The organism is Tessaracoccus massiliensis, assembly GCF_000826065.2.
GTDB classification, from domain to species: domain Bacteria; phylum Actinomycetota; class Actinomycetes; order Propionibacteriales; family Propionibacteriaceae; genus Arachnia; species Arachnia massiliensis_A.
Map to the genome: position 1 here is coordinate 715,076 of NZ_LN623543.1, position 21,078 is coordinate 736,153.

Sequence of the window (21,078 nt, forward strand, 5' to 3'; positions counted from 1 at the left end):
TGGCCCAGCTGGCCCTGAGCGGCTCCCTGTCAGTGAGCGGCCGAGTGCCAGTTGTCGCCCACGCCGATCGAGACCTCCAACGGCACCAGCAGGTCTGCGGCGCCGCCCATCTCCCGGGCCACCAGCTCGGCGACCGCGTCGCGTTCACCGGGGGCGATCTCGAGGACCAGTTCGTCGTGGACCTGCAGCAGCATCCGGCTGGCGAACCCGCCGTCGGTCAGCGCCCGCCCCAGGTTGATCATCGCCACCTTGATCACGTCTGCCGCTGAGCCCTGGATGGGCGAGTTGAGCGCGGCACGCTCCGCCATCTCGCGACGCTGCCGGTTCGTGGTGGTGAGGTCCGGCAGGTAGCGGCGACGCCCCAGCATGGTTTCGGTGTAGCCCACGCGGCGGGCTTCGTCGACGATGTCGGAGAGGTACGTGCGCACGCCGCCCACGCGGGTGAAGTAGTCCTCCATCAGGTCGCGCGCCTCGCCGACGGAGATCTTGAGCTGGTTGGACAGGCCGAAGGCGCTCAGCCCGTAAGCCAGGCCGTAGTTCATCGCCTTGATCTTGGCGCGCATCTCGCCGGTGACGTCCTCGGGCTCGACGGCGAACACGAGCGAGGCCATCTCGCCGTGGAAGTCACGCCCGGATTCGAAGGCCTCAATGAGGCCCGGATCCTTGCTGCCGTGCGCCATGATGCGCATCTCGATCTGCGAGTAGTCCGCCGACATCAGCGACTCGAATCCCTCCCCCGCCACGAACGCCTCGCGGATCTGGCGGCCCACGGAGGTGCGGATGGGGATGTTCTGCAGGTTGGGATCGGTGGACGAGAGGCGGCCGGTCGCCGCGATCGTCTGCATGTAGGTGGTGTGGATCCGGCCGTCGTCGCCGACGGTGGCGAGCAGCCCGTCGACGGTCTGACGCAGCTTGATCCGGTCGCGGTGCGCCAGGAGGTGGCCGAGGAACGGGTGCTCGGTCTTCTCGAAGAGCTGTTCGAGGGCCTCTGCGTTGGTGGTGTAGCCGGACTTGGTGCGGCGGGTCTTCGGCATGCCCAGCTCGTCGAAGAGCACCCCCTGCAGCTGCTGGGGGGAACCGAGGTTGACCTCGTGGCCCAGCACATCGAAGGCGGCCTGCTGGGCCTCCTGGACGGCACGGTCGAACTGGTCGCGCAGGTTCTGGAGCCGGTCCACGTCGACGGCGACACCGAGGCGCTCCATCTGGGCGAGGGTGCGCTGCAGCGGGAGTTCCACCTCGCGCATCAGGGCCGCCGCGTTGCGCTCGTCGAGCTGGACGGTCAGCACCTGGGCCAGGTCGTAGACGGCGCGCGCGTGCAGCAGGGCGGTCTCAACGGCGGTGTCGTCCTCCTCGCCGAAGTCGAGCGCGAGCTGGGCCTCGTCCTCGGCGGGCTGCTCGACGGCGAGCTCGCGGTGCAGGTAACGCACCACGAGATCGGCGAGGCTGTAGGTGCGCTGATCGGGGCGCAGCAGGTAGGCCGCCAGCAGGGTGTCGAGCTGCACGCCGTCGAGCTCCCAGCCGCGGCTCCAGCACGCGAGGGTGGGGCCCTTGGCCTCGTGGATGAGTTTGGGGCGGGCTGCGTCGGCGAGCCAGGCGGCCAGGGCGGCGTCGTCGGCAGGTGTGAGGTCTGCGGCGTCGACGTAGGCGCCGGCCCCGTCCCCTGCGGCGAAGGCGAGGCCTGTGAGGTCCCCGGTGCCGGCACCCCAGGAGCCGACGAAGTACACCGCGGTGGCCGTTTGGGCGTGTGCGGCGAGCCAGTCGGCGACCTCGCCGGCGCCCAGCTTGGCGCCCTCCACGGTGAAGCTCTCCGTGGCCACTGGTTCTGCGGCCGCGGTGGCCTCGATCAGCCGCTCGCGCAGCACCCGGAATTCGAGGGCGTCGAAGAGTTCGTGGACGCGCTCGCGGTCCCAGTCGACGCGCTGCGTGTCGGCGAGGTTGAGGTCGAGGTCGAGGTCGCGCAGCAGCGCGTTCAAGCGACGGTTCCGCACGACGTCGTCCAGGTGGGCGCGCAGCGATTCGCCGGCCTTGCCGGGCACCTGCTCGGCGCGGGCCACGATGTTGTCGAGCCCGTCGAACTGGGTGATCCACTTGGCGGCGGTCTTGGGGCCGACGCCGGGCACGCCCGGCAGGTTGTCGCTGGTCTCCCCCACCAGCGCCGCGAGCTCCGGGTAGCGGGCGGGCGGCACGAGGTACTTCTCCTCCACCGCCTCGGGGGTCATGCGCGCCAGATCGGACACACCGCGGCGCGGGTACAGCACGGTGACACCGTCACGGACGAGCTGCATCGCGTCGCGGTCCCCGGTGACGATGTAGACGTCGAAGCCGTCCTCCACCGCCTGGGTGGAGAGCGTGGCGATGAGGTCGTCGGCTTCGTAGCCGGCCAGCTCGATGTGCTGGATGCGCAACGCGTCGAGCACATCCTTGACCAGCGCGACCTGGCCCTTGAACTCGTCGGGCGACTTCGCACGGTTCGCCTTGTACTCGGGGTACTCCGTCGTGCGGAAGGATTCGCGGGCCACGTCGAAGGCGACGGCGACGTGGGTGGGCTGCTCGTCGCGCAGCACGTTGATCAGCATCGACGTGAAGCCGAACACCGCGTTGGTGTGCTGCCCTGTACTCGTGGCGAAGTTCTCCACCGGCAGGGCGAAGAAGGCCCGGTAGGCCACGGAGTGTCCGTCGATGAGCAGCAGTTTCTTCACGTCAGTCACAGTCATGCAGCCTACCGTGGCAGAGTAGGGCGCCATGAACGCTCTTCCCTCCTGGCTCGCTGATCAGGTCTCTCCACTGGACAACAAGCTCGGGCTCGAGATCATGGAGCTGTCCGCTGAACGCGTGGTCGGTTCCATCCCTGTGGAGGGCAACCAGCAGCCGTTCGGCCTGTTGCACGGTGGCGCCAGCGGCGTCCTGGTGGAGACCCTGGCCTCGATGGGCGCCATGGCCCACGGCTGGCCGGACAGGGTGGGCGTGGGCGTCGATCTCAACGTGACGCACCTGCGCTCTGCCACCCAGGGCCGGGTCACCGGCACGGCCACCGCGGTGCACCTCGGCCGCACGATAGTCAATTACGCGGTCGAGATCGTCGACGACGAGGGTCGCGTCACCGCGACGGGTCGCCTGACCTGCCACATGATCAACCGCCGCTGACGTTCCCTGAGCGTCCGCCCGGGAGCTTGCGAGCCCGGCGACGACGAAGGGCGCCCGCAGCCAGGTGCGAGGGAGTGATCGGGACGCTCCGGCAACCAGGCCGAACAAGGTTTCGGGCCTGACACCCAACGGCCAAGGCATTGAAGCCGTCGGCGGAACTCAGCCGGAGGGATCAGGTGCCAGATCGGCTGCGGGGACCCTTCGTCGCCGCGCGGGGCGCGACGCTCAGGGGACCAGGCTGAGGGGGCCTTCTGTCGTGGCCCGGCTCCTTCGTCGCAGGGGCCACGCTCAGGGATCGGCCGCTACTTCTTCTTGTGCGAGATGACGCCCTCGGCGACATCGCGCATCGACTTGCGCATGTCCATGGCGGTCTTCTGGATCCAGCGGAAGGCCTCTGGCTCGGTGAGGCCGAGGTCCTGCTGCAGAATGCCCTTGGCCTGGTCGATGATCTTGCGCGACTCGAGGCGGTCCTCCAGGTTGGCCAACTCATCCTCGATGGCGGCGATCTCCTGGAAGCGGCCCATCGCGATCTCGATGGCGGGCACCACGTCGGAGGCGCCGAAGGGCTTGACGACGTAGGCCATGGCGCCGGCGTCGCGCGCACGCTCCACCAGATCCCGCTGGCTGAAGGCCGTCAGCATGACGATGGGCGCGATGCGCTCCTCGGCGATGATCTCCGCAGCGCTGATGCCGTCCATCTTCGGCATCTTCACGTCCATGATCACCAGATCGGGGACGAGCTCGCGGGCGAGCTTCACCGCTTCCTCACCGTCGCCGGCCTCGCCGACCACGTCGTATCCCTCCTCTTTGAGGAGTTCCACGAGATCCAGGCGGATCAGCGCCTCATCTTCGGCGACCAGCACGGTGGGCTTCTTCTTATTCATATCCTGCGGCACATTTCCCTCGCCACTGGAGGCGAGCTTCCTCGATCAAACCTGCACGCATCCTACTCCTCTTTTCAACACCGCGGCCACTCAGCGCACGATGCGAGCGTCGTGCAGTCTGTGGCACAATGTGGGGGCCCGCCCGGGTGGCGGAATGGTATACGCGGACGGCTCAAACCCGTCTGGTCGAAAGACCTTAGGGGTTCGACTCCCCTCCCGGGCACAACGCGACACAACGAGAAACCCCCGAGCGTTTCCACGCTCGGGGGTTTCTCGTCGGATGACGGTCAGGTCAGTGGGCCTCGCCCAACTCCTTGACCTTGTGCACGCGCAGGTTGTTCGTCTTGCCGGGGATGCCCATGGGGGAACCGGAGACGATGACGATGCGCTCGCCGACCTCGATCATACCGCGGTCACGCAGGTGACGGTCCACGGCCTCGACGACCTCTTCCTGGGCGCTGAACTCAGGGGTGACCTGGGTGTCGACGCCCCACGACAGGGTCATGGTCTGGCGGGTGGTCTTCTCCGGGGAGAACACCAGCATGGGGATGGGGGAACGCAGACGCGAGAGGCGACGGCCGGTGTCACCGGACTTGGTGAACGCCACCAGGTAGCGCGCGCCGATGCGCTCAGCGACCTCGGCGGCGGCCTTCGCGAGGATGCCGCCGGTGGTGTGCGGATCCCAGTCGATGATGTGGATCTCCGCATGGCCCTCCCGCTCGGTCTTCTCGACGATGCGGGCCATGGTGGAGACGGTCTCGACCGGGTAGTCGCCGACGGAGGTCTCACCCGAGAGCATGACCGCATCGGCGCCGTCGAGGATGGCGTTGGCCACGTCGGAGGTCTCGGCGCGCGTGGGTCGCGGGTTCGAGATCATCGACTCCAGCATCTGAGTGGCCACGATCACCGGCTTGGCCCACTTGCGGGCCGCGCGGATGATGCGCTTCTGCACCAGCGGGACCTCCTCGAGCGGCAGTTCGACGCCGAGGTCACCGCGGGCGACCATGAAGGCGTCGAACGCGTCGATGATGTCCTGCAGGTTGGCGATCGCCTGCGGCTTCTCCAGCTTGGCGATGACGGGGACGCGGCGTCCCTCCTCGTCCATGATCTCGTGGACGCGCTTGACGTCGTCAGCGGAACGCACGAAGGACAGGGCGACCATGTCGACGTCCTGGTGCAGCGCCCACCGCAGGTCGCGCTCGTCCTTGTCAGACAGGGCCGGGACGGAGACGGCGACGCCGGGCAGGTTGATGCCCTTGTTGTTGGAGACGGGGCCGGCGACGGTGACCTCGCACACGACCTCGGTCTCGTTGACGGCGACGGCGCGAAGGCCGACCTTGCCGTCGTCGATGAGGATGGGGTCGCCGATGTTGACGTCACCCGGGAGCCCCTTGTAGGTGGTCGACGAGCGCTCCTGGTTGCCTGGAATGTCGTCGACGGTGATGGTGAAGGTGTCCCCCACCCCGAGGAAGTACTTCTTGTCCTCCTCGAACCTCCCAAGACGGATCTTGGGGCCCTGCAGGTCGGCGAACACGCCGACGGTCTTGCCGGTCAGCTCAGCAGCTTCGCGGATGTTCTTGATTCGGTTGCCGTGCTCGTCGTAATCGCCGTGGCTCATGTTGAGACGGGCGACATTCATGCCGGCGTTCAACAACTCCACAAGGCGGTCAACGGTTTCGGCAGACGGGCCGAGGGTACATACGATCTTTGCTCTACGCACGGGCCCAACCCTACCTGACCCGGCTCAATCTCCGCACCGGGGTCACCCGATGTTCACCTGGGCTGCGCGATCCCGTCGCGAACCAGTTCCAGCGCGTGCGCCAGATCAGCCGGATACCCGGAGGTGAAGCGCACCTCGTCGCCCGTGGCGGGGTGCGTGAAACCGAGCTCGACGGCGTGGAGCCACTGCCGCACGAGCCCGAGCCGCTCCGCCATGGTGGGATCCGCGCCGTACAGCGGGTCCCCCACGCACGGATGCCCGATGGCGGCCATGTGCACGCGGATCTGGTGGGTGCGGCCGGTCTCGAGGTGGATCTCCAGCAGCGTCGCCGCGCGGTGCGCCTCGAGGGTCTCGTAGTGCGTCACCGAGTGGCGACCGCCCTCGATGATGGCCATCTTCCAATCGGCGCCGGGGTGCCGGGCGATGGGCGCCTCGATCGTTCCCGTGAACGGATCCGGGTGGCCCTGCACCAGGGCGTGGTAGATCTTGTCGACGGTGCGGTCCCGGAACGCCTGCTTGAGGACACTGTAGGCGACCTCCGATTTCGCCACCACCATGAGCCCGCTGGTCCCAACGTCGAGGCGCTGCACGATGCCCTGACGCTCGGCGGCACCCGACGTAGAGACCTGCACGCCGGCGGCAGCCAGATGCTCCACCACCGAGGGGCCCTCCCAGCCGAGGCTGGGGTGCGCCGCCACGCCCACCGGCTTGTCCACGACCACCAGGTCTGCGTCCTGGAACACGATCCGGACGCCGTCGGCAAGCTCAGGGGTGACCTGCACCCCCGCCGGGGCGGAATCGTCGAGCTCCAGCAACTCGCCGCCCCGGACACGCTGGGAGGCCTTGTCCACCACAGTTCCATCCAGACGCAGGCTGCCCTCCTCGATGAGGGTCTCGATGCGGGAGCGGGAGTAGCCGGAGACCCGCGCGGCGACCGCGTCGACGCGGTCCCCCGCAAGTCCGTCAGGGACGAGGAAGAGGCTCACCGCGTCACCTCGCCGGCTTTCTCCCGGTTGGCCGTCTCCTGTCCGGCCTTCTCCTGCTTGCGCTCCTCCAACTCGCCGACGAGGCCGCCGATGATGATCAGGCCCGCCGCCACGGTGATGCAGACGTCGGCCCAGTTGAAGATGGCGAAGTTGGGCACCTGGAACATGTCGATCACGTGGCCGTGGAGCTTAGCCGGCGGCTGGGTGATGCGGTCGACCAGATTGCCGGTGACCCCACCCAGAAGCAGCCCCAACGCGATGGCGTGCCAGACCCTGGTGATGCGGGTCAGCGCGACGAGGCAGCCCAGGGTGGCGAGGATCGCGAAAATGGTGAAGACGATCGTGACCCCGGCGCCCATCCCGAAGGCGGCGCCGGGGTTGCGGATCAGGTTGAGGCTCAGCAGGTCACCCACGAGGGGCACCCGCACCCCGGGTTCGAGGTGTTCGACGGAGGCGTTCTTGATCGCCTGGTCGACCGCGAGCATGGCCACGCCGAGGCCACCGGCGATCATGCCGATGCCCCAGCGTCGCTTGGTCAGCGTCTCTCCTCGCGCTGCTTGCAGGTCACGCACAGCGTCGCACGCGGGAACACCTGGAGACGACCCTTGCCGATGGCCTTTCCGCAGACCTCGCAGTAGCCGTACTCGCCGGTGTCGAACAGGTGCAGCGCGAGCCTGGCCTGTTCCGCCATCTCCCGCACGTTCTGGGCCAGCGACAGCTCCTGGTCACGCTCGAAGTTGCTGGAGCCGACGTCGACCGGGTCGCGGCCGGCCCCGTCGGTGCCGCCACGCATGAGCGCTGCCAGCTCGGCCTCCGCCTGCTCGATCCGCTTGTCCGCACGTTCGAGCTCGTCCACGAGCTCGGCGCGCTGCTCAGCCACCTCTTCTGGGGTCCACGGCTCCTCCCCCTCGAGTACAGGGAGGACCACTTGAGCTTCGGCGCTCTTCTTCGTCGTCGGCATGGCTGCTCTTTCTCGCAGAATGGGTATCTGGTTGGGGAAGGTTACACCAGGAACGGGGCAACGCAACAGGCCGACCCGCTGACGGATCGGCCTGTTGTAGGAAATGTGGGTTGACTAGCCCTGATCCCCGCCTGCGAGGGCATCGAGACGAGGGGTGTCGGACTCGCGCTGCTGCGCGAGTTCGGGCACGTCCTCCGGCTCCGGGTGGTCCTCGTTGATGGAGGCCAGCAGCCGCTGGAGCGACGCGGAGAGGTTCTGGCGGTAGCTCGACTCGAACGAGCGGAGCTGGTCCACCTTGGTGGTCAGCTGGCCCTGCTCGTGCTCAAGGGACGAGAACAGCTCGTGGCGACGCTCCGAGGCCTGACGGTCCACATCTGCGGCGCGCGACTCGGCCTCCTTGGTCATCTGCTCGGCGTTGACGCGGGCCTCGGACTCCACGCGCTCCGCCTTGGTGCGGGCATCGGTCTTGATCTCGTTGGCCTGCTGCTCCGCCTCGGCGATCTTGCGCTGCGCCTCGGCCTGGGCCTCGTTGACGAGCGTGGTGGCCTGGTCCGTGGCCATCTGGAGCAGACGGGTCACGGCAGGCGCCGCCTCCTCGGAGGTGGTCACGGTCAGGGTCTCGGCCCCGCCGGCCACCTGGGTGACGCGCTCGCTGCGGGAGCGGTCGAACTCGGCGCGCACCTGCTCGAGCTGGCTGCGGAGCTGGTCGTTCTCAGCGGAGAGTTGGCGCACCCGCTCCTCCGAAGCCTGCTGGGCGGCGTTGGCGTCGCCGCGTCCGCTGAGCGCCTCGTTGAGACGGTCGATCTCGCCGCGCAGAGACGCGATCTCCTCATCCTTGTCCTGGAGCGACGAACGCAACTCGGAATCGTCCACGACGGCCGGCTGCACGCTGGTCGACTGCATCGAGTCAAGTTCGCGGCGCATGCGCTCGCGCTCCTTCTCGAATTCGTCGAAGGTCAGCTCAACCTTGTCGATGAACGTGTCGACGTCACCGACCTGGTAGCCCGTCTCGCCGCGTCGCGACATGCGGAATCGGATCTGGCGCACCTCGTCCAGTGTCAGACTCATGTTTGCTCCATATCGAGAGTGATTGTCACCGGTCGGGACCGGTCATCTCAGGCTAGCGTAGCCGCAACGGCCCCTGCCGACACCTCAACGCGCGCTGAAAGGTTGAAAACCCGCCGTCGCGTCTCAGAACGGGACGTACATCAGGACGAGCCGCCCGAGGAGTTGAAGCCCGATGAACAGGACCAGCACGCTGAGGTCGAGCGACGCGTTGCCGAGCTGCACGGGCTTGATCCAGCGCCGCAGGAAACGCACGGGCGGGTCCGTCAGCGTGTAGATGAACTCCACGAGCACCAGCACGATGCCCTTGGGCTCCCACCCCGGCGCGAACATGGGGATCCAGGACACGATGACGCGGGCCAGGAGCACCCAGACGTAGAGGGTGATCAGCCACCACAGAACGACAGCTACCACCGGCGATCAGCTCTGGTTGAAGAAGCCGCCGGAGGCGATGCGCTCCTTGTCCTCTGGACCCACCACGAGGTTGTGGGGGCAGAGGAGGAACACCTTGCTGGAGACGCGCTCGATGTTGCCGGTGAGCCCGAAGACGAGGCCGGCAGCGAAGTCGACCAGGCGCTTCTCCTCGCCGTCCTCCATGTCGGACAGGTTCATGATGACGGGAATGCCGTCACGGAAGTTCTCGCCGATCACGCGCGCCTCGTTGTACGAGCGGGGTCGGACGCTGACGATGCGGCTCAGATCGGCCACCTCCTTCTGCGCCGGCGCCACCGGGGTCACCGGCTTGGGGCGACGCTGCGGAAGCGCCTGCACGCGGCTGATCTCGGCGCTGGGCTCCTCCTCCTCGACGAAGACGTCGTCGGTGAGTTCGCCATCAGTGTCGTCGATCTCGTCCTCCCGGTATCGACCGTCTTCGACGAGTCCCATCCACGCGGCAAGCTTCCGAACGCCCACGACAGTCTCCTTCTGGTGTGATACTCCGAAGGCTAGCGCGCCGCACCCAATCTTCAGAGCTGCGACGCACCGACGCGCCGGATCACTTCATGAAGTCGGGGACGTCCAGGTCGTCGTCGTAGTCCGCGGCGGGCTTGGGAGCCGCCGGGCGCTGGCTGGGAGCATTGTTCTGCGGCGCCTGCTGGAACGGGTTGTGGGGCTGCTGGTTGCCCTGCTGGGCGTCGCCCTGGGAGCGGCCGGGGTTGGTCCGCTCGTCGACCTGGGGGCGGGGCTGCTGGGGCTGCGGCTGCTGCTTCGGCGCCACGCGCGCCTGCTGCTGGGGGCGGCGCTGCGGCTGCCCGCCGTCGAAGCCGGCGGCGATGACGGTGATGCGCACCTCGTCACCCAGGGCGTCGTCGATGACGGTACCGAAGATGATGTTGGCCTCGTCGTGCGCGGCCTGCTCGATGAGCTGGGCGGCCGCGGAGACCTCGAACAGACCGAGGTCGGAACCGCCGGCGATGGAGAGCAGGACGCCGTGGGCGCCGTCGATGCTGGCTTCGAGCAGCGGCGACGAGATGGCCATCTCGGCGGCGGCGCGGGCGCGGTCCTCACCGCGGGCCGAGCCGATACCCATGAGGGCCGAACCGGCCTGGCTCATGATGGACTTCACATCGGCGAAGTCGAGGTTGATCAGGCCGGGGGTGGTGATCAGGTCCGTGATGCCGGAGACACCCTGCATGAGCACCTGGTCCGCCTGCTTGAAGGCGTCCAGGATGGCCACCTGGTGGTCGGTCATCTGGAGGAGCTTGTCGTTGGGGATCACGATGAGGGTGTCGACCTCTTCGCGGAGCTGCTCGATGCCCACCTCGGCCTGCGAGGCGCGGCGCTTGCCCTCGAACGAGAACGGGCGGGTGACCACACCGATGGTCAGCGCGCCGAGCGAGCGGGCGATCTTGGCGACGATCGGCGCGGCGCCGGTTCCGGTGCCACCACCCTCGCCTGCGGTGACGAAGACCATGTCGGCGCCCTTGAGTGCCTCCTCGAGCTCCTCGGAGTGGTCATCTGCGGCCTGGCGCCCCTTCGCGGGATCGGCGCCTGCACCGAGGCCGCGGGTCAGTTCGCGGCCGATGTCGAGCTTGACGTCGGCGTCACTCATCAGGAGCGCCTGCGCATCCGTGTTGACGGCGATGAACTCCACACCGCGGAGCCCTGCCTCGATCATGCGGTTGACGGCGTTGACGCCGCCGCCGCCGACACCGACGACCTTGATCACCGCGAGATAGTTCTGAGATGCGCTAGCCATGGCCTAGAGACTATGGCGGTGTTCGGGGATCGTCCAACGACAGGCCCGAATCCCTCAATATTCACCTCAAGTCGAACTTCAGGGTTTGCGGCAGGCCTACTTCGTGGTGGGGTGACCGGGCGCGGACACGTCGTAGACGGTGGCCTCCACGCTCAGCAATGCGCCGATGACCTCAGCCTTCAGGTCTGACTCCTCGGCGCTGCCCCACACGACCGTACGGCCTCCGTCGAGGGTGAGGGAAATCCGGTCCACGGCCTCGGCCCGGATCGCGACCACCTGCGCCCGCAGATCACCGGGGACGGCATCCGCGACGGTGGCCACATCCGCCAGCAGCCGCTGCTGGTCCTCCACCGCCTCGACCGCCGCCAGAAGCTCCCCTTCGACGGGGGTTGGCGTGGTGTGGAAGGCCACGCCCTCCTCGTCGATCCAGTCGTAGCCGCCCTCACTTTCACGCAGATACGAGGCTGTGCGCTCCGTCACCGCGATCTGGACCGTGTCCGGCAGTTGACGCGACACGTCGACCGACCGCACGGCAGGCAGCGACTCGACCCGCTCGCCGATAGCGCGGACGTCCTGGATGAGCAGGGGCTCCCCCAACGCCACCTGCGCCGCCGCGACCACCTCGTCGGCGGTGAGCAGCTCCACGCCGTCGACCGCCACCTTCTGGGCGGCGAGCACCTGCGAGAAGAACGCCAGCCAGATGGCCACGCCGACGAGGATCACCGCTGCGCCGATGCCGCCGCCGAGCAGCCACTTGCGGCGGCGCTCGGCGGTGCGCCGTTCCTGGAGGGCCCGGGCGAACTCGCCCGGAGTCAGCGCGTCGCTCACTGCGCGTCTGGCCGCTGCTTCAGGAGGTCGGCCAGAAGGGGCCCGACGATCGTGACGTCGCCGCAACCGAGCGTGATGATCAGGTCCCCCGGCTCGGCGATCTCGTTGAGCGCCGCGGGGAGGTCGTACTTCTCCTTGACGTAGACCAGGTTCTCCTGCCCGTGGGCGCGGGCGGCGTCGACGACCAGCTCTCCCGTCACGCCGGGGATGGGATCCTCGCGGGCGCCGCACACGTCGTTGATCACCGCGATGTCCGCCAGGGTCATCACCTCACCGAACTCGTCGGCAAAATCCACCGTCCGGCTGTAGAGGTGGGGCTGGAAGCAGGCGATGAGCCGCCCGCTGAGGCCGGTGGCCTCGTTGCCTGCGGAGGTGGCCCGCCGGGCGGCAGTGAGTGCCGCGCGGATCTCGGTGGGGTGGTGGGCGTAATCGTCGAACACGCGGATTCCGGCGGTGTCGGTGATCAGCTGGAAGCGACGCAGCGTGCCCTCGAACCGGCCGAGGGCCTCCACGGCCTCGTCGTGACTGAGACCGAGAATGCGACCCGAGGCGTAGGCGGCAGAGGCGTTGGCGAGGTTGTGGTTGCCGGGCACCTGCAGCACGATCCGTCCGGATTCGTCCCCGTAGGTGATCGTGGCCTCGACGCCGTTGCCGTGGGCCTTGACGTCGGTGATCCGCACGTCGGCGTCCTCCGCCTCGCCGTAGCGGATGATGTGGGGGGTCTCCCCCACTAGTTCGTCGGCCAGCGCACGAGAGCCCGGGTCGTCGACGTTGATCACGACGTGGCGCACATGTGGGCGGGTCGCGAAGGCGCGGAAGCCGTCGGCGTAGGCCTCAGGGCTGCCCCAGTTGACCAGGTGGTCCGCCTCCACGTTGGTGATCACGGCGATCTCCGTGGGGTACTGCAGGAACGAGGCGTCGGACTCGTCCGCCTCCACCACGAAGGCCTCGCCCGAGCCGGCCGCCGAGCTCACGCCGGTGGTCGACAGCGGTCCGCCGATGACGTAGCTGGGGTCCCGGCCCGCCTCGCTGAGCATGACCGCAGTCATGGCGGTGGTGGTGGTCTTGCCGTGCGTGCCGGCCACCGAGACACCGCGCTTGCCCTGCATGAGGGCCGCGAGCGCCGCGGAACGGTGCCAGATGCGCAGGCCCCGCTTGCGGGCCTCCACCAGTTCGGGGTTGTCCGCGCGGATGGCAGAGGAGATCACCACGGTGCGGGCGTCCCCCACCTGGGAGGCGTCGTGGCCCACGTAGGTGGTCACGCCGACGCGCTCCAGCCCGCGCAGCGCCGTCGAATCCGACTGGTCCGAGCCCGAGGTCTTGATGCCGAGCTCCGCGTAGAGGCGGGCGATGCCGCTCATGCCGGAGCCTCCGGCAGCGATGAAATGGACCGGGCCCACCTGGTCTGCGGGCACCACCTCAATAGGGTTGAGGAGCATGTTTCACCTTTCTCAGACGACGGCGAGGGTGGCTGCGGCGAGGGCCTGGGCCGCATCCGCCGGGTACATGTCCCGGCAGGCGGCCGACATCTGCGCGAGCCGCTCGGGATCGCCGAGGATCCCGGTCACGACATCTGTGAGTCTAGCCCCGCTGAGGTCGCCGTCGGGCACCAGCACTCCGGCCTCGGCGGCCACCAGTTCCGCGGCGTTCCTCCCCTGTTCCCCGTTGCCCCAGGGGAGCGGCACGAAGATCACGGGCAGCCCGCTGACCGCGGTCTCCATCACGGTGCCGGCGCCGGCCCGGCCGACCATCAGATCAGCCGCGGCGTAGGCCACGGCCATGTCGCTGACGAACGCCACCGGGCGGTACTGGGCGCCGGTGGGAGCAGTCACGACGGCGTGCACGGCCTCGTCGAAGTTCTTGGGCCCCAGGACGTGCAGGATCTGGATGCCGGCGGCGAGCAGGTCGTCGCGCGCCTGCTCGAGGGCCTCGTTGATGCGGACGGCACCCTGGGAGCCTCCGCTGACCAGCAGCGTGGGCCGGTCCGGGGCCAGCCCGAACTGCTCGCGTGCCTGCGCGGCGTCCACCGTGGGGTGCGTGATGGAGCGGCTCATCGGCATCCCGATCAGCTGCCCGCCCGGGAGTTGGGTCTCACTGAAGGTGGTGCCCACGAACCGGGCGAACCTGGCGCCGATCTTGTTGGCGATGCCGGCCAGCTTGTTGGCCTCGTGCACCACCACCGGCACGCCCGCCGTCCGCGCGGCCAGGTAGGCGGGGATGGAGACGTAGCCTCCGAAGCCCACCAGCACATCCGCTTTGGCCTCTTTCAGCACCCGGCGGGACTCGAGCACGGACCGCGTGAGGGTGTAGGGCAGCTTCACCAGGTCGAGGTTGAGGGTGCGGGGCAGCGGCACCGGGGTGATCAACTCCAGCGTGAGGCCGGCCTCGGGGATCACCTTGGTCTCCAGGCCCTTGGCCGTGCCGATGCACACGATCCGCACATCCGGTTCCGCCGCCCGGAGCGCCTTGGCGGTGGCGATCAGCGGCGACGTGTGGCCGGCCGTGCCACCGCCGGCGAGTACCACGTTGGTCATGCGTCCTCCCTGCTCGCGGCCAGCACGCTCGTCATGCGCGGCCGGGAAGGAACCTTACGCGAGGCCAGGTAGGCGCGCGCATCCGGCGTGTCGCGCGCGAGGGACAGCAACACCCCCACCGCCATGAGGCTGGCGATCAGCGCGGAGCCGCCGTAGGAGACGAACGGGAGCGGCACGCCCAGCACCGGCAGCAGGTGCATGACCACGAAGATGTTGATGACGGCCTGGCCGAGGAACCAGGCGGTGATGCCAGCGGCCACCACGCGGTTGAACATCTTGTCCGAGCGGATGGCGATCTCGAGCCCCGCCCAACCCAGGAGCGCGAACATGGCGATCACCAGCAGCACGCCGAACAGGCCCAACTCCTCGCCGATGACGGCGAAGATGAAGTCCGTGTGGGCGCCGTCCTTGAGCCCACCCCACTTCTGCTTGGAGGCGCCGAGCCCCAGCCCCCACCAGCCGCCGGAGGCCAGCGCGTAGAGCGCGGCCATGGGCTGCGACGACAGGTCGGTGTTGGACTGCGGGTCCAGGAAGACGCTGATGCGGCTCATCCGGTTGCCCGAGCCGTAGACCAGCAGGGTGACCAGCACGAGCGCGCCGGAGGCGAACGGCAGGAGGATCCGCAGCGGGGTGCCCACGAACCACATCACCGACGCGATGATCAGGCCGACGATCAGGCCTGTGCCGAGGTCGCGGCCGGCGAGCACCAGCGCGAGGATCAACCCGCCCAACGGGACGATGGGCACCAGCAACTGCCACGGCTCGTGGAGCCTGCCCCGTTTGACGTGGAAGATCGCGCCGCACCACACGATGAGGGCCAGCTTGGCGAATTCGGAGGGCTGGAACTGGATGCCGCCGATGAGCAGCCAGTTGCGGTTGCCGCCGTAGAGCACGCCGAGCGGCGTCTGGACCGCGATCAGCAGGGCCACGGCCAACACCCAGAAGGCCCAGCCGAAGGTCTGCAGCAACTGCGGTTTGATCCGGCTCAACAGCGCCAGGAACCCTATGCCCAGCACGAGGAACACGATCTGCCGGATCGCGAAGTAGTAGGGGCTGTCCTGCGTCGACTGTGCCAGCGCGGCGGAGGAGCTCAGCACCATGAGGGAGCCAATGCCCACCAGCACGGTCACGCTCGCCGCCACGAAGTAGTATGGCGCCATGGGCGAGGCCGCGAGGGCCCGCACCTGGGACCAGATGGAGAACCGCGCCGGGGGGGAAGCTGCGTCGGACGCCATGTGCTGGTTCCCTCCTATCCGAGATACCGCTGTACCGCGTCGGCGAACGCGTCCCCGCGGGCCGAGTAACTGTCGAACATGTCGAGGCTGGCGCACCCCGGGGAGAGCAGCACCGTGTCGCCAGGCTGGGCGAACTGCCCCGCCAGAGCGACGACCTCGTCCATCACCCCAGTGTCAGGGTTGTCGAGCACCTGGACGGGGACCTCGGGCGCGTGTCGCTCAAGCGCGTCCGCGATGAGATACCGGTCGACCCCGATCACGACGGCGGCGCGCAGCTTGCCGCGGTGCCGCTCGATCAGGTCGTCGAACGTGGTGCCCTTGGCCTGCCCGCCGGCGATCCACACGAACGAGTCGTAGGCGTTCATGGCGGAGTTCGCGGCGTGGGGGTTGGTGGCCTTGGAGTCGTCCACCCACCGCACCCCGTCGGCCTCGGCGACCTGCTGGATGCGGTGCCCGGCGAGCTGCAGATTCTGCAGGCCCTTGGCCACCGACGAGTGGTGCACGCCGTAGCTGCGCGCTAACGCGGCGGCGGCCAGGGCGTTGGCCACGTTGTGCGGGGCGGCGGGCTGCACGTCGGAGACCTTCGCCAACTCGAGCGCGTTGCGCTGGCGCTGCTCGATGAACGCGCGGTCCACGATGAGGTCGTCGACGACGCCCAGCATCGAGACCGCCGGGGTGCCCAGCGTGAAGCCGATGGCGCGGGCGCCCTCCACCACGTCGGCCTCCTCCACCATCGCTTCGGTGAGGGGCTCGTCCACGTTATAGACGCACGAGTGGGTGATGCCCTGGTAGATCTTGGCCTTCTCCGCCGCGTACAGGCCCATCGGATCAGGCTGGTCCTCGTACCACTCGAGGTGGTCCTCGTGCAGGTTGAGCACCACCGCAGAGTGGAGGTTGATGTCGTTCATCCAGTGCAGTTGGAAACTGCTCAGCTCGACGGCGAAGACGTCGTAGTCCACCTCGTCGAGGATCGCCTCGATGATGGGACGGCCGATGTTGCCCACCGCGGCGGCCTTGCGCCCGTCGGCGATCAGCATGGCTTCCAACATCTGGGTGGTGGTGGTCTTGCCGTTGGTGCCGGTGACGCCCAGCCAGGGGATGACGCGTTCAGGCTGCATCATCCGCCACGCCAGTTCGGTCTCACCCCACACGGGGACGCCTTCGGCGGCCGCCTGGCGCAGGAGGGGGGCCGACGGACGCCAGCCGGGCGACGTGACCACCAGGTCGGTGCCGGGCGGTAGCTCCGCCGTCGACCCGGGGCCCAGGCGCACGGTGACGTCCAGCTGTTCGAGGAGACCGGCCTTCTCGGCGTGCGCGGTGGATTCGTCGAGCACGATGATCTTCGCACCCAGCGACATGAGACCATCGGCCGCGGCGAAACCGGAGACGCCGAGCCCGGCGACAACCACCTGGGCGGAGGGCCAATCTGACAGCCGGGTGGCGGTGGGGATCCAGGAGAGCGTCACGTCCCGGTCACCCACTCAGCGTAGAAGATGCCCATGCCTGCGGCCACGCACAGGCCGCAGATGATCCAGAACCGGATGACGACGGTGACCTCATCCCAGCCCTTCAGCTCGAAGTGGTGGTGGATGGGCGACATCTTGAAGATGCGTTTGCCCTTGGTGGCCTTGAAGTAGCCCACCTGCAGCGTCACCGAGCCCACCTCGATGACGAACAGCAGGCCGAGGATGACCAGCAGGAGTTCGGTACGGGTCAGGACCGACAGGCCCGCCAGTGCCGCGCCGATGGCCATGGAGCCGGTGTCGCCCATGAAGATCTTGGCGGGCTTGGCGTTCCACCACAGGAAACCGAAACACGCGCCGGCGAAGGCGATGGCCAGCACGGCGAGGTCGTTGGGGTCGCGGGCCTCGTAACAGCGCGAGGCCATGGTCATGGACCTCAGCACGGAGGGACGGGCGCACCACTGGTTGTACTGCCAGATGTTGACGATGGTGTAGGCCGCGAACACCAGCGTGGCGGATCCGGCGGCCAGTCCGTCGAGGCCGTCTGTGAGGTTGACGGCGTTGGACCAGCTCATGATCAGGAACGTGATCAGCAGCACCGCCACGATCACCGGCAGGGCCAGCCAGGAGATGTCACGCAGGAAGGAGATGGCCGGCGACGCCGGCGTGATGCCCCGGTGGTTGGGGAAGTTCAGCGCCGCGATGGCGAACCCACCGCCGATCAGCGCCTGCCCGATGAGCTTGCCCCGGGGGGTGAGCCCCAGGCTGCGTTCCTTGGTGATCTTCGACCAGTCGTCGAGGAAGCCGAGGAAGCCCATGCCGACGGCGAGGCCCAGCAACAGGAGGCCGGAGAGGGTGGGTGGCTGCCACCGCACCAGGTGCGTCACGAAGTAGGCCAACACCACGGAGGCCAGGATGACCAGGCCGCCCATGGTGGGGGTGCCTCGCTTGACGTGGTGCGTCGTGGGGCCGTCCTCGCGGATGAACTGTCCGTACTGCCTGCGGGTCAGGAACTTGATCAGCAGGGGCGTGCCGAGCATCGAGAACAGCAGGGAGAGGCCGCCCGCGGTGAGGATGTTGATCACTGTGCTGCTCCGTCCTCTGCGGCCAGTGCGGCCGCCACTGTTTCGAGCCCCACCCCACGCGAGCCCTTGATGAGGACGACATCGCCGGGGTTGAGATGCAGGGCGGGCACGATGTCGTCTCGGGTCCGCACGCTGGCGGAGATGCCTTCGGCCGTGGCGCCGGCCACGATCTGGGCCGCCAGGTCGCCCACGGCGAACACCTCCGCCACGCCGAGATCAGCCGCGAGCCGGCCGGCCTCTTCATGAAGTTCCTCGGCCAGCGGACCCAACTCGAGCATGTCGCCGAGCACCGCGACGACCCGGGCGCCCGGGTGCTCGCGTCGGGTGCCGTGCACCAGTTCGACGGCGGTGGCGAGCGCCGCGGCCATCGAATCCGGGTTGGCGTTGTAGGCGTCGTTGAGGATCAGCACGCCGTCGTCGCGGGCGGTGAGTTCCATCCGCCAACTGGAGCGCTGGACGGCCTCCGACAGGGCGGCGGCCACGAGGTCGATGTCGAGCCCCACCGCCAGTGCGGCAGCCGCGGCGGCCAGCGAGTTGGCCACCTGGTGGCGCCCGATGACGCCCAGGGCGACCTTGGCGGTGCGCTCCCCCTCATCGTCGGCGGCGACCAGTTCGAACGACGGCTGGCTGAGCGCGTTCATGCGGACGTTGCGGGCGGTCACACGCAGGCTGCCGCCGGTGAGCTCGCCCTCACCGAACCAGGCGATCCGCGCCCGGGTCGCTTCCGCCATGGCGGCGACGGCCGGGTCATCGGCGTTGAGCACGGCCCAGCCGTCCTCGGCGAGGTCCGCCACGATCTCGGACTTGGCCTTCGCGGTGGCCTCCACTCCCCCGAACTCACCGACGTGGGCGCGCCCGACGTTGAGGCAGACCCCCACGTCGAGCCCGACCAGCGACGTGAGCCACGCGATGTGCCCCGCGCCGCGGGCGCCCATCTCTGAGATCAGATAGCCGGTCTCAGCGTCGACGCGGCAGGCGGTCAGCGGCACGCCCACCTCGTTGTTCTGCGACCCGCTGGGCGCCACCGTCGGGCCGGCGGCCTCGAAGATCTGGGCCATCAGGTCCTTGGTGCTGGTCTTGCCCGAGCTACCCGTCACTCCGATGGAGATCATGCCGCGGGCGCGCTCCTCGCGCACGATGCCGCGGGCGAGCCAACTCATGGCGGTGATGGAGTCCTCCGCGAGGATGTGGGGCACCTTCGCGTCCGTGCTGTACATGCCGAGCACGCCGCGCGCGCCGGCGTCGACGGCGGCCTGCGCGAACGCGTGCCCATCGGCCCGCTCGCCGGGAATGGCCACGAAGAGGCAGCCTTCTGCGGCGTCGCGGTTGTCGATGACCACGTCCGGGCCCACCTCGAGCTCCGCGTCGGCGTCGTCGCCGAACAACTCGACGGCGGCGGGCTGCATCAGCTCCACCACCTCGAGCATCGAGCGTTTACGCATCGGGCACTCCTTCCTCACGGCCGCATCCCCAGGCACGGGCCGCCTCCTCGACGTCGTCGAAGTCGACGGTCCGGTCAGCCAGGATCTGGCCCCGTTCGTGGCCCTTTCCCAGAATCGCCACCACAGTATCGCCATCAGCCCTGCTCATGGCAGCTTCAATGGCGGCGCGCCGCCCAGGCACCTCCAGCAGCTGGGCCCCGGCGGGCAACGCCTCGGCCGCCCCCGCCATCACCTCGGCCCGGATGGCGGCGGTGTCTTCGGTGCGCGGGTTGTCGTCGGTGACGATGGTCACGTCGCTCAGCCGCGCCGCTGCCGCACCCATGTGCGGCCGCTTCTCCGCGTCCCGGTCGCCGCCGCACCCGACGATGCAGATGAGGCGCCCGATACCGCTCAGGGAGCGCAGCGCGGCGTCCACAGCTTGGGGCGTGTGCGCGAAGTCGACCACCACGAGGGGCGCGCCGTCGCCGAGGTCGACCTTCTGCATCCGGCCGGGCACCTGCGCCGTGCGCAGCCCCCGCAGGGCGGCCTCAGCGGGCACGCCGACGGCCTCCAGCATGGCCAGCGCCACCACGGCGTCGGTCATGTTGTACTCGCCCGGCAGGGACAGCTCCAGCGGGAGGTCCTCTCCCCCGCGCGTCACGGTGGCGACGCCGCCCAGCGGCGGCACCGCCCGGTAGCCGCTCATCCGGTAGTCCGCCCCAGCGCCGGTGCCCACGGTGATCAGGCGGCCCTGGCCGTGCTCCGCGACCCGGCGGGCGATCTCCGCGCCGGCCTCGTCGTCGATCCAGACGACGCTGGCGCGGGCGCGTCCGGGCTCAAACAGACGCGCCTTGGCATTGAAGTAGTCCTCCATCGAGGCGTGGAAGTCGAGGTGGTCGCGGCCGAGGTTGAGGAAGCCGACGGCGTCGAACTCGATGGCATCAACCCTGCTGAGGGCCATGGCGTGGGAGCTCACCTCGACGGCCACCGCCTCCGCGCCGCGTTCAGCCATGACGGCCAGCAGCGCCTGCAGGTCGGGCGACTCCGGCGTGGTCACCGTGCTGCGCCCGGACGGCAGTTCGCGCCCGGCCAGGCGGAAGCCGATGGTGCCTATCGTGCCCGGGGTGCGGCCGGCGGCGGCCAGCGCGGCCTCCATGAGGGCGACGGTGGTGGTCTTGCCGTTGGTGCCCGTGACGCCCAGCGTGGTGAGCCGCTCGGCGGGCCTGCCGAACAGCCGCGCGGAGACCTCCGCCATGGCCGCTCGCACGTCGTCGGCCGCCAGTACCGGGACGCTGAGGTCAGCCAACCGCGCCGCGCCGTCGTCGTCGGTGAGCACCGCAACCGCGCCGGAGTCGACGGCGGCGTGGGCGAACTCGGCGCCGTGCCGGCGGGTGCCGGGCAGCGCCACGTACAGCCAGCCGGGCCGGATCTCGCCGGAACTCAGGGCGATCCCCGAGACGGTGAGGCCCCCAGGCACGGGGCCGACGAGGCCGAGCCCCGCCACCAGATCGGTGAGCGGGGCCGGGTCGATGCTCTCAGGCCTGATCGATGTCAT

The 21,078-nt window shown here is 69.0% G+C and carries 18 protein-coding genes, 1 tRNA gene and 1 pseudogene; 2 read left to right on the forward strand and 18 right to left on the reverse strand.

Translation table 11 applies throughout. The annotated features are described in order from the left end of the window. Positions 1-29 precede the first annotated feature (29 nt). A complete protein-coding gene (polA, locus tag BN1186_RS13925; protein WP_052460265.1) occupies positions 30-2,714 on the reverse strand; it encodes a DNA polymerase I in 2,685 nt (894 codons plus the stop codon). A 28-nt stretch (positions 2,715-2,742) separates the two neighbouring features. On the opposite strand from polA, the gene BN1186_RS13930 reads away from it, so the two are divergent. Continuing rightward, the gene (locus BN1186_RS13930) at positions 2,743-3,144 is read left to right on the forward strand and encodes a PaaI family thioesterase (RefSeq protein ID WP_040284559.1); all 402 of its coding nucleotides are present in this window, start codon (positions 2,743-2,745) and stop codon (positions 3,142-3,144) included. Positions 3,145-3,446: 302 nt separating this feature from the next. On the opposite strand, the gene BN1186_RS13935 is transcribed toward BN1186_RS13930, so the two are convergent. Next, a complete protein-coding gene (locus tag BN1186_RS13935; RefSeq protein WP_052460190.1) occupies positions 3,447-4,028 on the reverse strand; it encodes an ANTAR domain-containing response regulator in 582 nt (193 codons plus the stop codon). A gap of 140 nt (positions 4,029-4,168) precedes the next feature. Between BN1186_RS13935 and BN1186_RS13940 the strand changes: the two genes are divergently transcribed. Further along, a tRNA-Leu gene (locus BN1186_RS13940) sits at positions 4,169-4,251 on the forward strand. 69 nt (positions 4,252-4,320) lie between these two features. Here BN1186_RS13940 and pyk read toward each other — a convergent pair. The 16 genes and pseudogenes from pyk to BN1186_RS14020 form a co-directional block, all read right to left on the reverse strand. Continuing rightward, on the reverse strand, positions 4,321-5,748 hold the full coding sequence (gene pyk / locus BN1186_RS13945; protein ID WP_040284561.1) for a pyruvate kinase: 1,428 nt from the start codon (positions 5,746-5,748) through the stop codon (positions 4,321-4,323). Positions 5,749-5,801: 53 nt separating this feature from the next. Further along, complete coding sequence (locus BN1186_RS13950) at positions 5,802-6,734, reverse strand: RluA family pseudouridine synthase (protein ID WP_040284562.1); 933 nt, start codon at positions 6,732-6,734, stop codon at positions 5,802-5,804. Beyond that, positions 6,731-7,306 (reverse strand): signal peptidase II, encoded by a 576-nt coding sequence (gene lspA / locus BN1186_RS13955; RefSeq protein WP_139651127.1) that lies wholly within the window; start codon positions 7,304-7,306, stop codon positions 6,731-6,733. Before lspA ends, BN1186_RS13950 begins: the two co-directional genes overlap by 4 nt. Further along, the gene (locus BN1186_RS13960) at positions 7,270-7,695 is read right to left on the reverse strand and encodes a TraR/DksA family transcriptional regulator (RefSeq protein ID WP_040284564.1); all 426 of its coding nucleotides are present in this window, start codon (positions 7,693-7,695) and stop codon (positions 7,270-7,272) included. The genes lspA and BN1186_RS13960 overlap by 37 nt, the downstream gene beginning before the upstream one ends. Before the next feature lie 114 nt (positions 7,696-7,809). Further along, complete coding sequence (locus BN1186_RS13965; protein WP_040284565.1) at positions 7,810-8,763, reverse strand: DivIVA domain-containing protein; 954 nt, start codon at positions 8,761-8,763, stop codon at positions 7,810-7,812. Between the two features lie 123 nt (positions 8,764-8,886). Continuing rightward, positions 8,887-9,174, reverse strand: a complete 288-nt coding sequence (locus tag BN1186_RS13970; RefSeq protein WP_040284566.1) for a YggT family protein — start codon at positions 9,172-9,174, stop codon at positions 8,887-8,889. A gap of 6 nt (positions 9,175-9,180) precedes the next feature. Continuing rightward, entirely contained in the window at positions 9,181-9,645 is a 465-nt protein-coding gene (locus tag BN1186_RS13975) for a cell division protein SepF (protein WP_040284567.1), read from the reverse strand. A gap of 361 nt (positions 9,646-10,006) precedes the next feature. Next, positions 10,007-10,957, reverse strand: a pseudogene (ftsZ, locus tag BN1186_RS13980) (cell division protein FtsZ); the annotation flags it as partial. A 96-nt stretch (positions 10,958-11,053) separates the two neighbouring features. Then, a complete protein-coding gene (locus BN1186_RS13985) occupies positions 11,054-11,785 on the reverse strand; it encodes a cell division protein FtsQ/DivIB (protein WP_052460191.1) in 732 nt (243 codons plus the stop codon). Then, positions 11,782-13,224, reverse strand: coding sequence for a UDP-N-acetylmuramate--L-alanine ligase (murC, locus tag BN1186_RS13990; protein WP_040284569.1), 1,443 nt, complete (start codon positions 13,222-13,224; stop codon positions 11,782-11,784). Before murC ends, BN1186_RS13985 begins: the two co-directional genes overlap by 4 nt. Positions 13,225-13,236: 12 nt before the next feature. Beyond that, positions 13,237-14,319, reverse strand: a complete 1,083-nt coding sequence (gene murG, locus BN1186_RS13995; RefSeq protein WP_040284570.1) for an undecaprenyldiphospho-muramoylpentapeptide beta-N-acetylglucosaminyltransferase — start codon at positions 14,317-14,319, stop codon at positions 13,237-13,239. Further along, the gene (gene ftsW / locus BN1186_RS14000) at positions 14,316-15,554 is read right to left on the reverse strand and encodes a putative lipid II flippase FtsW (protein ID WP_052460192.1); all 1,239 of its coding nucleotides are present in this window, start codon (positions 15,552-15,554) and stop codon (positions 14,316-14,318) included. The genes murG and ftsW overlap by 4 nt, the downstream gene beginning before the upstream one ends. A 14-nt stretch (positions 15,555-15,568) precedes the next feature. Beyond that, positions 15,569-17,035, reverse strand: coding sequence for a UDP-N-acetylmuramoyl-L-alanine--D-glutamate ligase (gene murD / locus BN1186_RS14005; protein WP_040284571.1), 1,467 nt, complete (start codon positions 17,033-17,035; stop codon positions 15,569-15,571). Beyond that, on the reverse strand, positions 17,017-18,102 hold the full coding sequence (gene mraY, locus BN1186_RS14010; RefSeq protein WP_040284572.1) for a phospho-N-acetylmuramoyl-pentapeptide-transferase: 1,086 nt from the start codon (positions 18,100-18,102) through the stop codon (positions 17,017-17,019). The genes murD and mraY overlap by 19 nt, the downstream gene beginning before the upstream one ends. Beyond that, complete coding sequence (locus tag BN1186_RS14015; RefSeq protein ID WP_040284573.1) at positions 18,099-19,544, reverse strand: UDP-N-acetylmuramoyl-tripeptide--D-alanyl-D-alanine ligase; 1,446 nt, start codon at positions 19,542-19,544, stop codon at positions 18,099-18,101. The genes mraY and BN1186_RS14015 overlap by 4 nt, the downstream gene beginning before the upstream one ends. Then, on the reverse strand, positions 19,537-21,078 hold the full coding sequence (locus BN1186_RS14020) for a UDP-N-acetylmuramoyl-L-alanyl-D-glutamate--2,6-diaminopimelate ligase (RefSeq protein ID WP_082031441.1): 1,542 nt from the start codon (positions 21,076-21,078) through the stop codon (positions 19,537-19,539). The genes BN1186_RS14015 and BN1186_RS14020 overlap by 8 nt, the downstream gene beginning before the upstream one ends.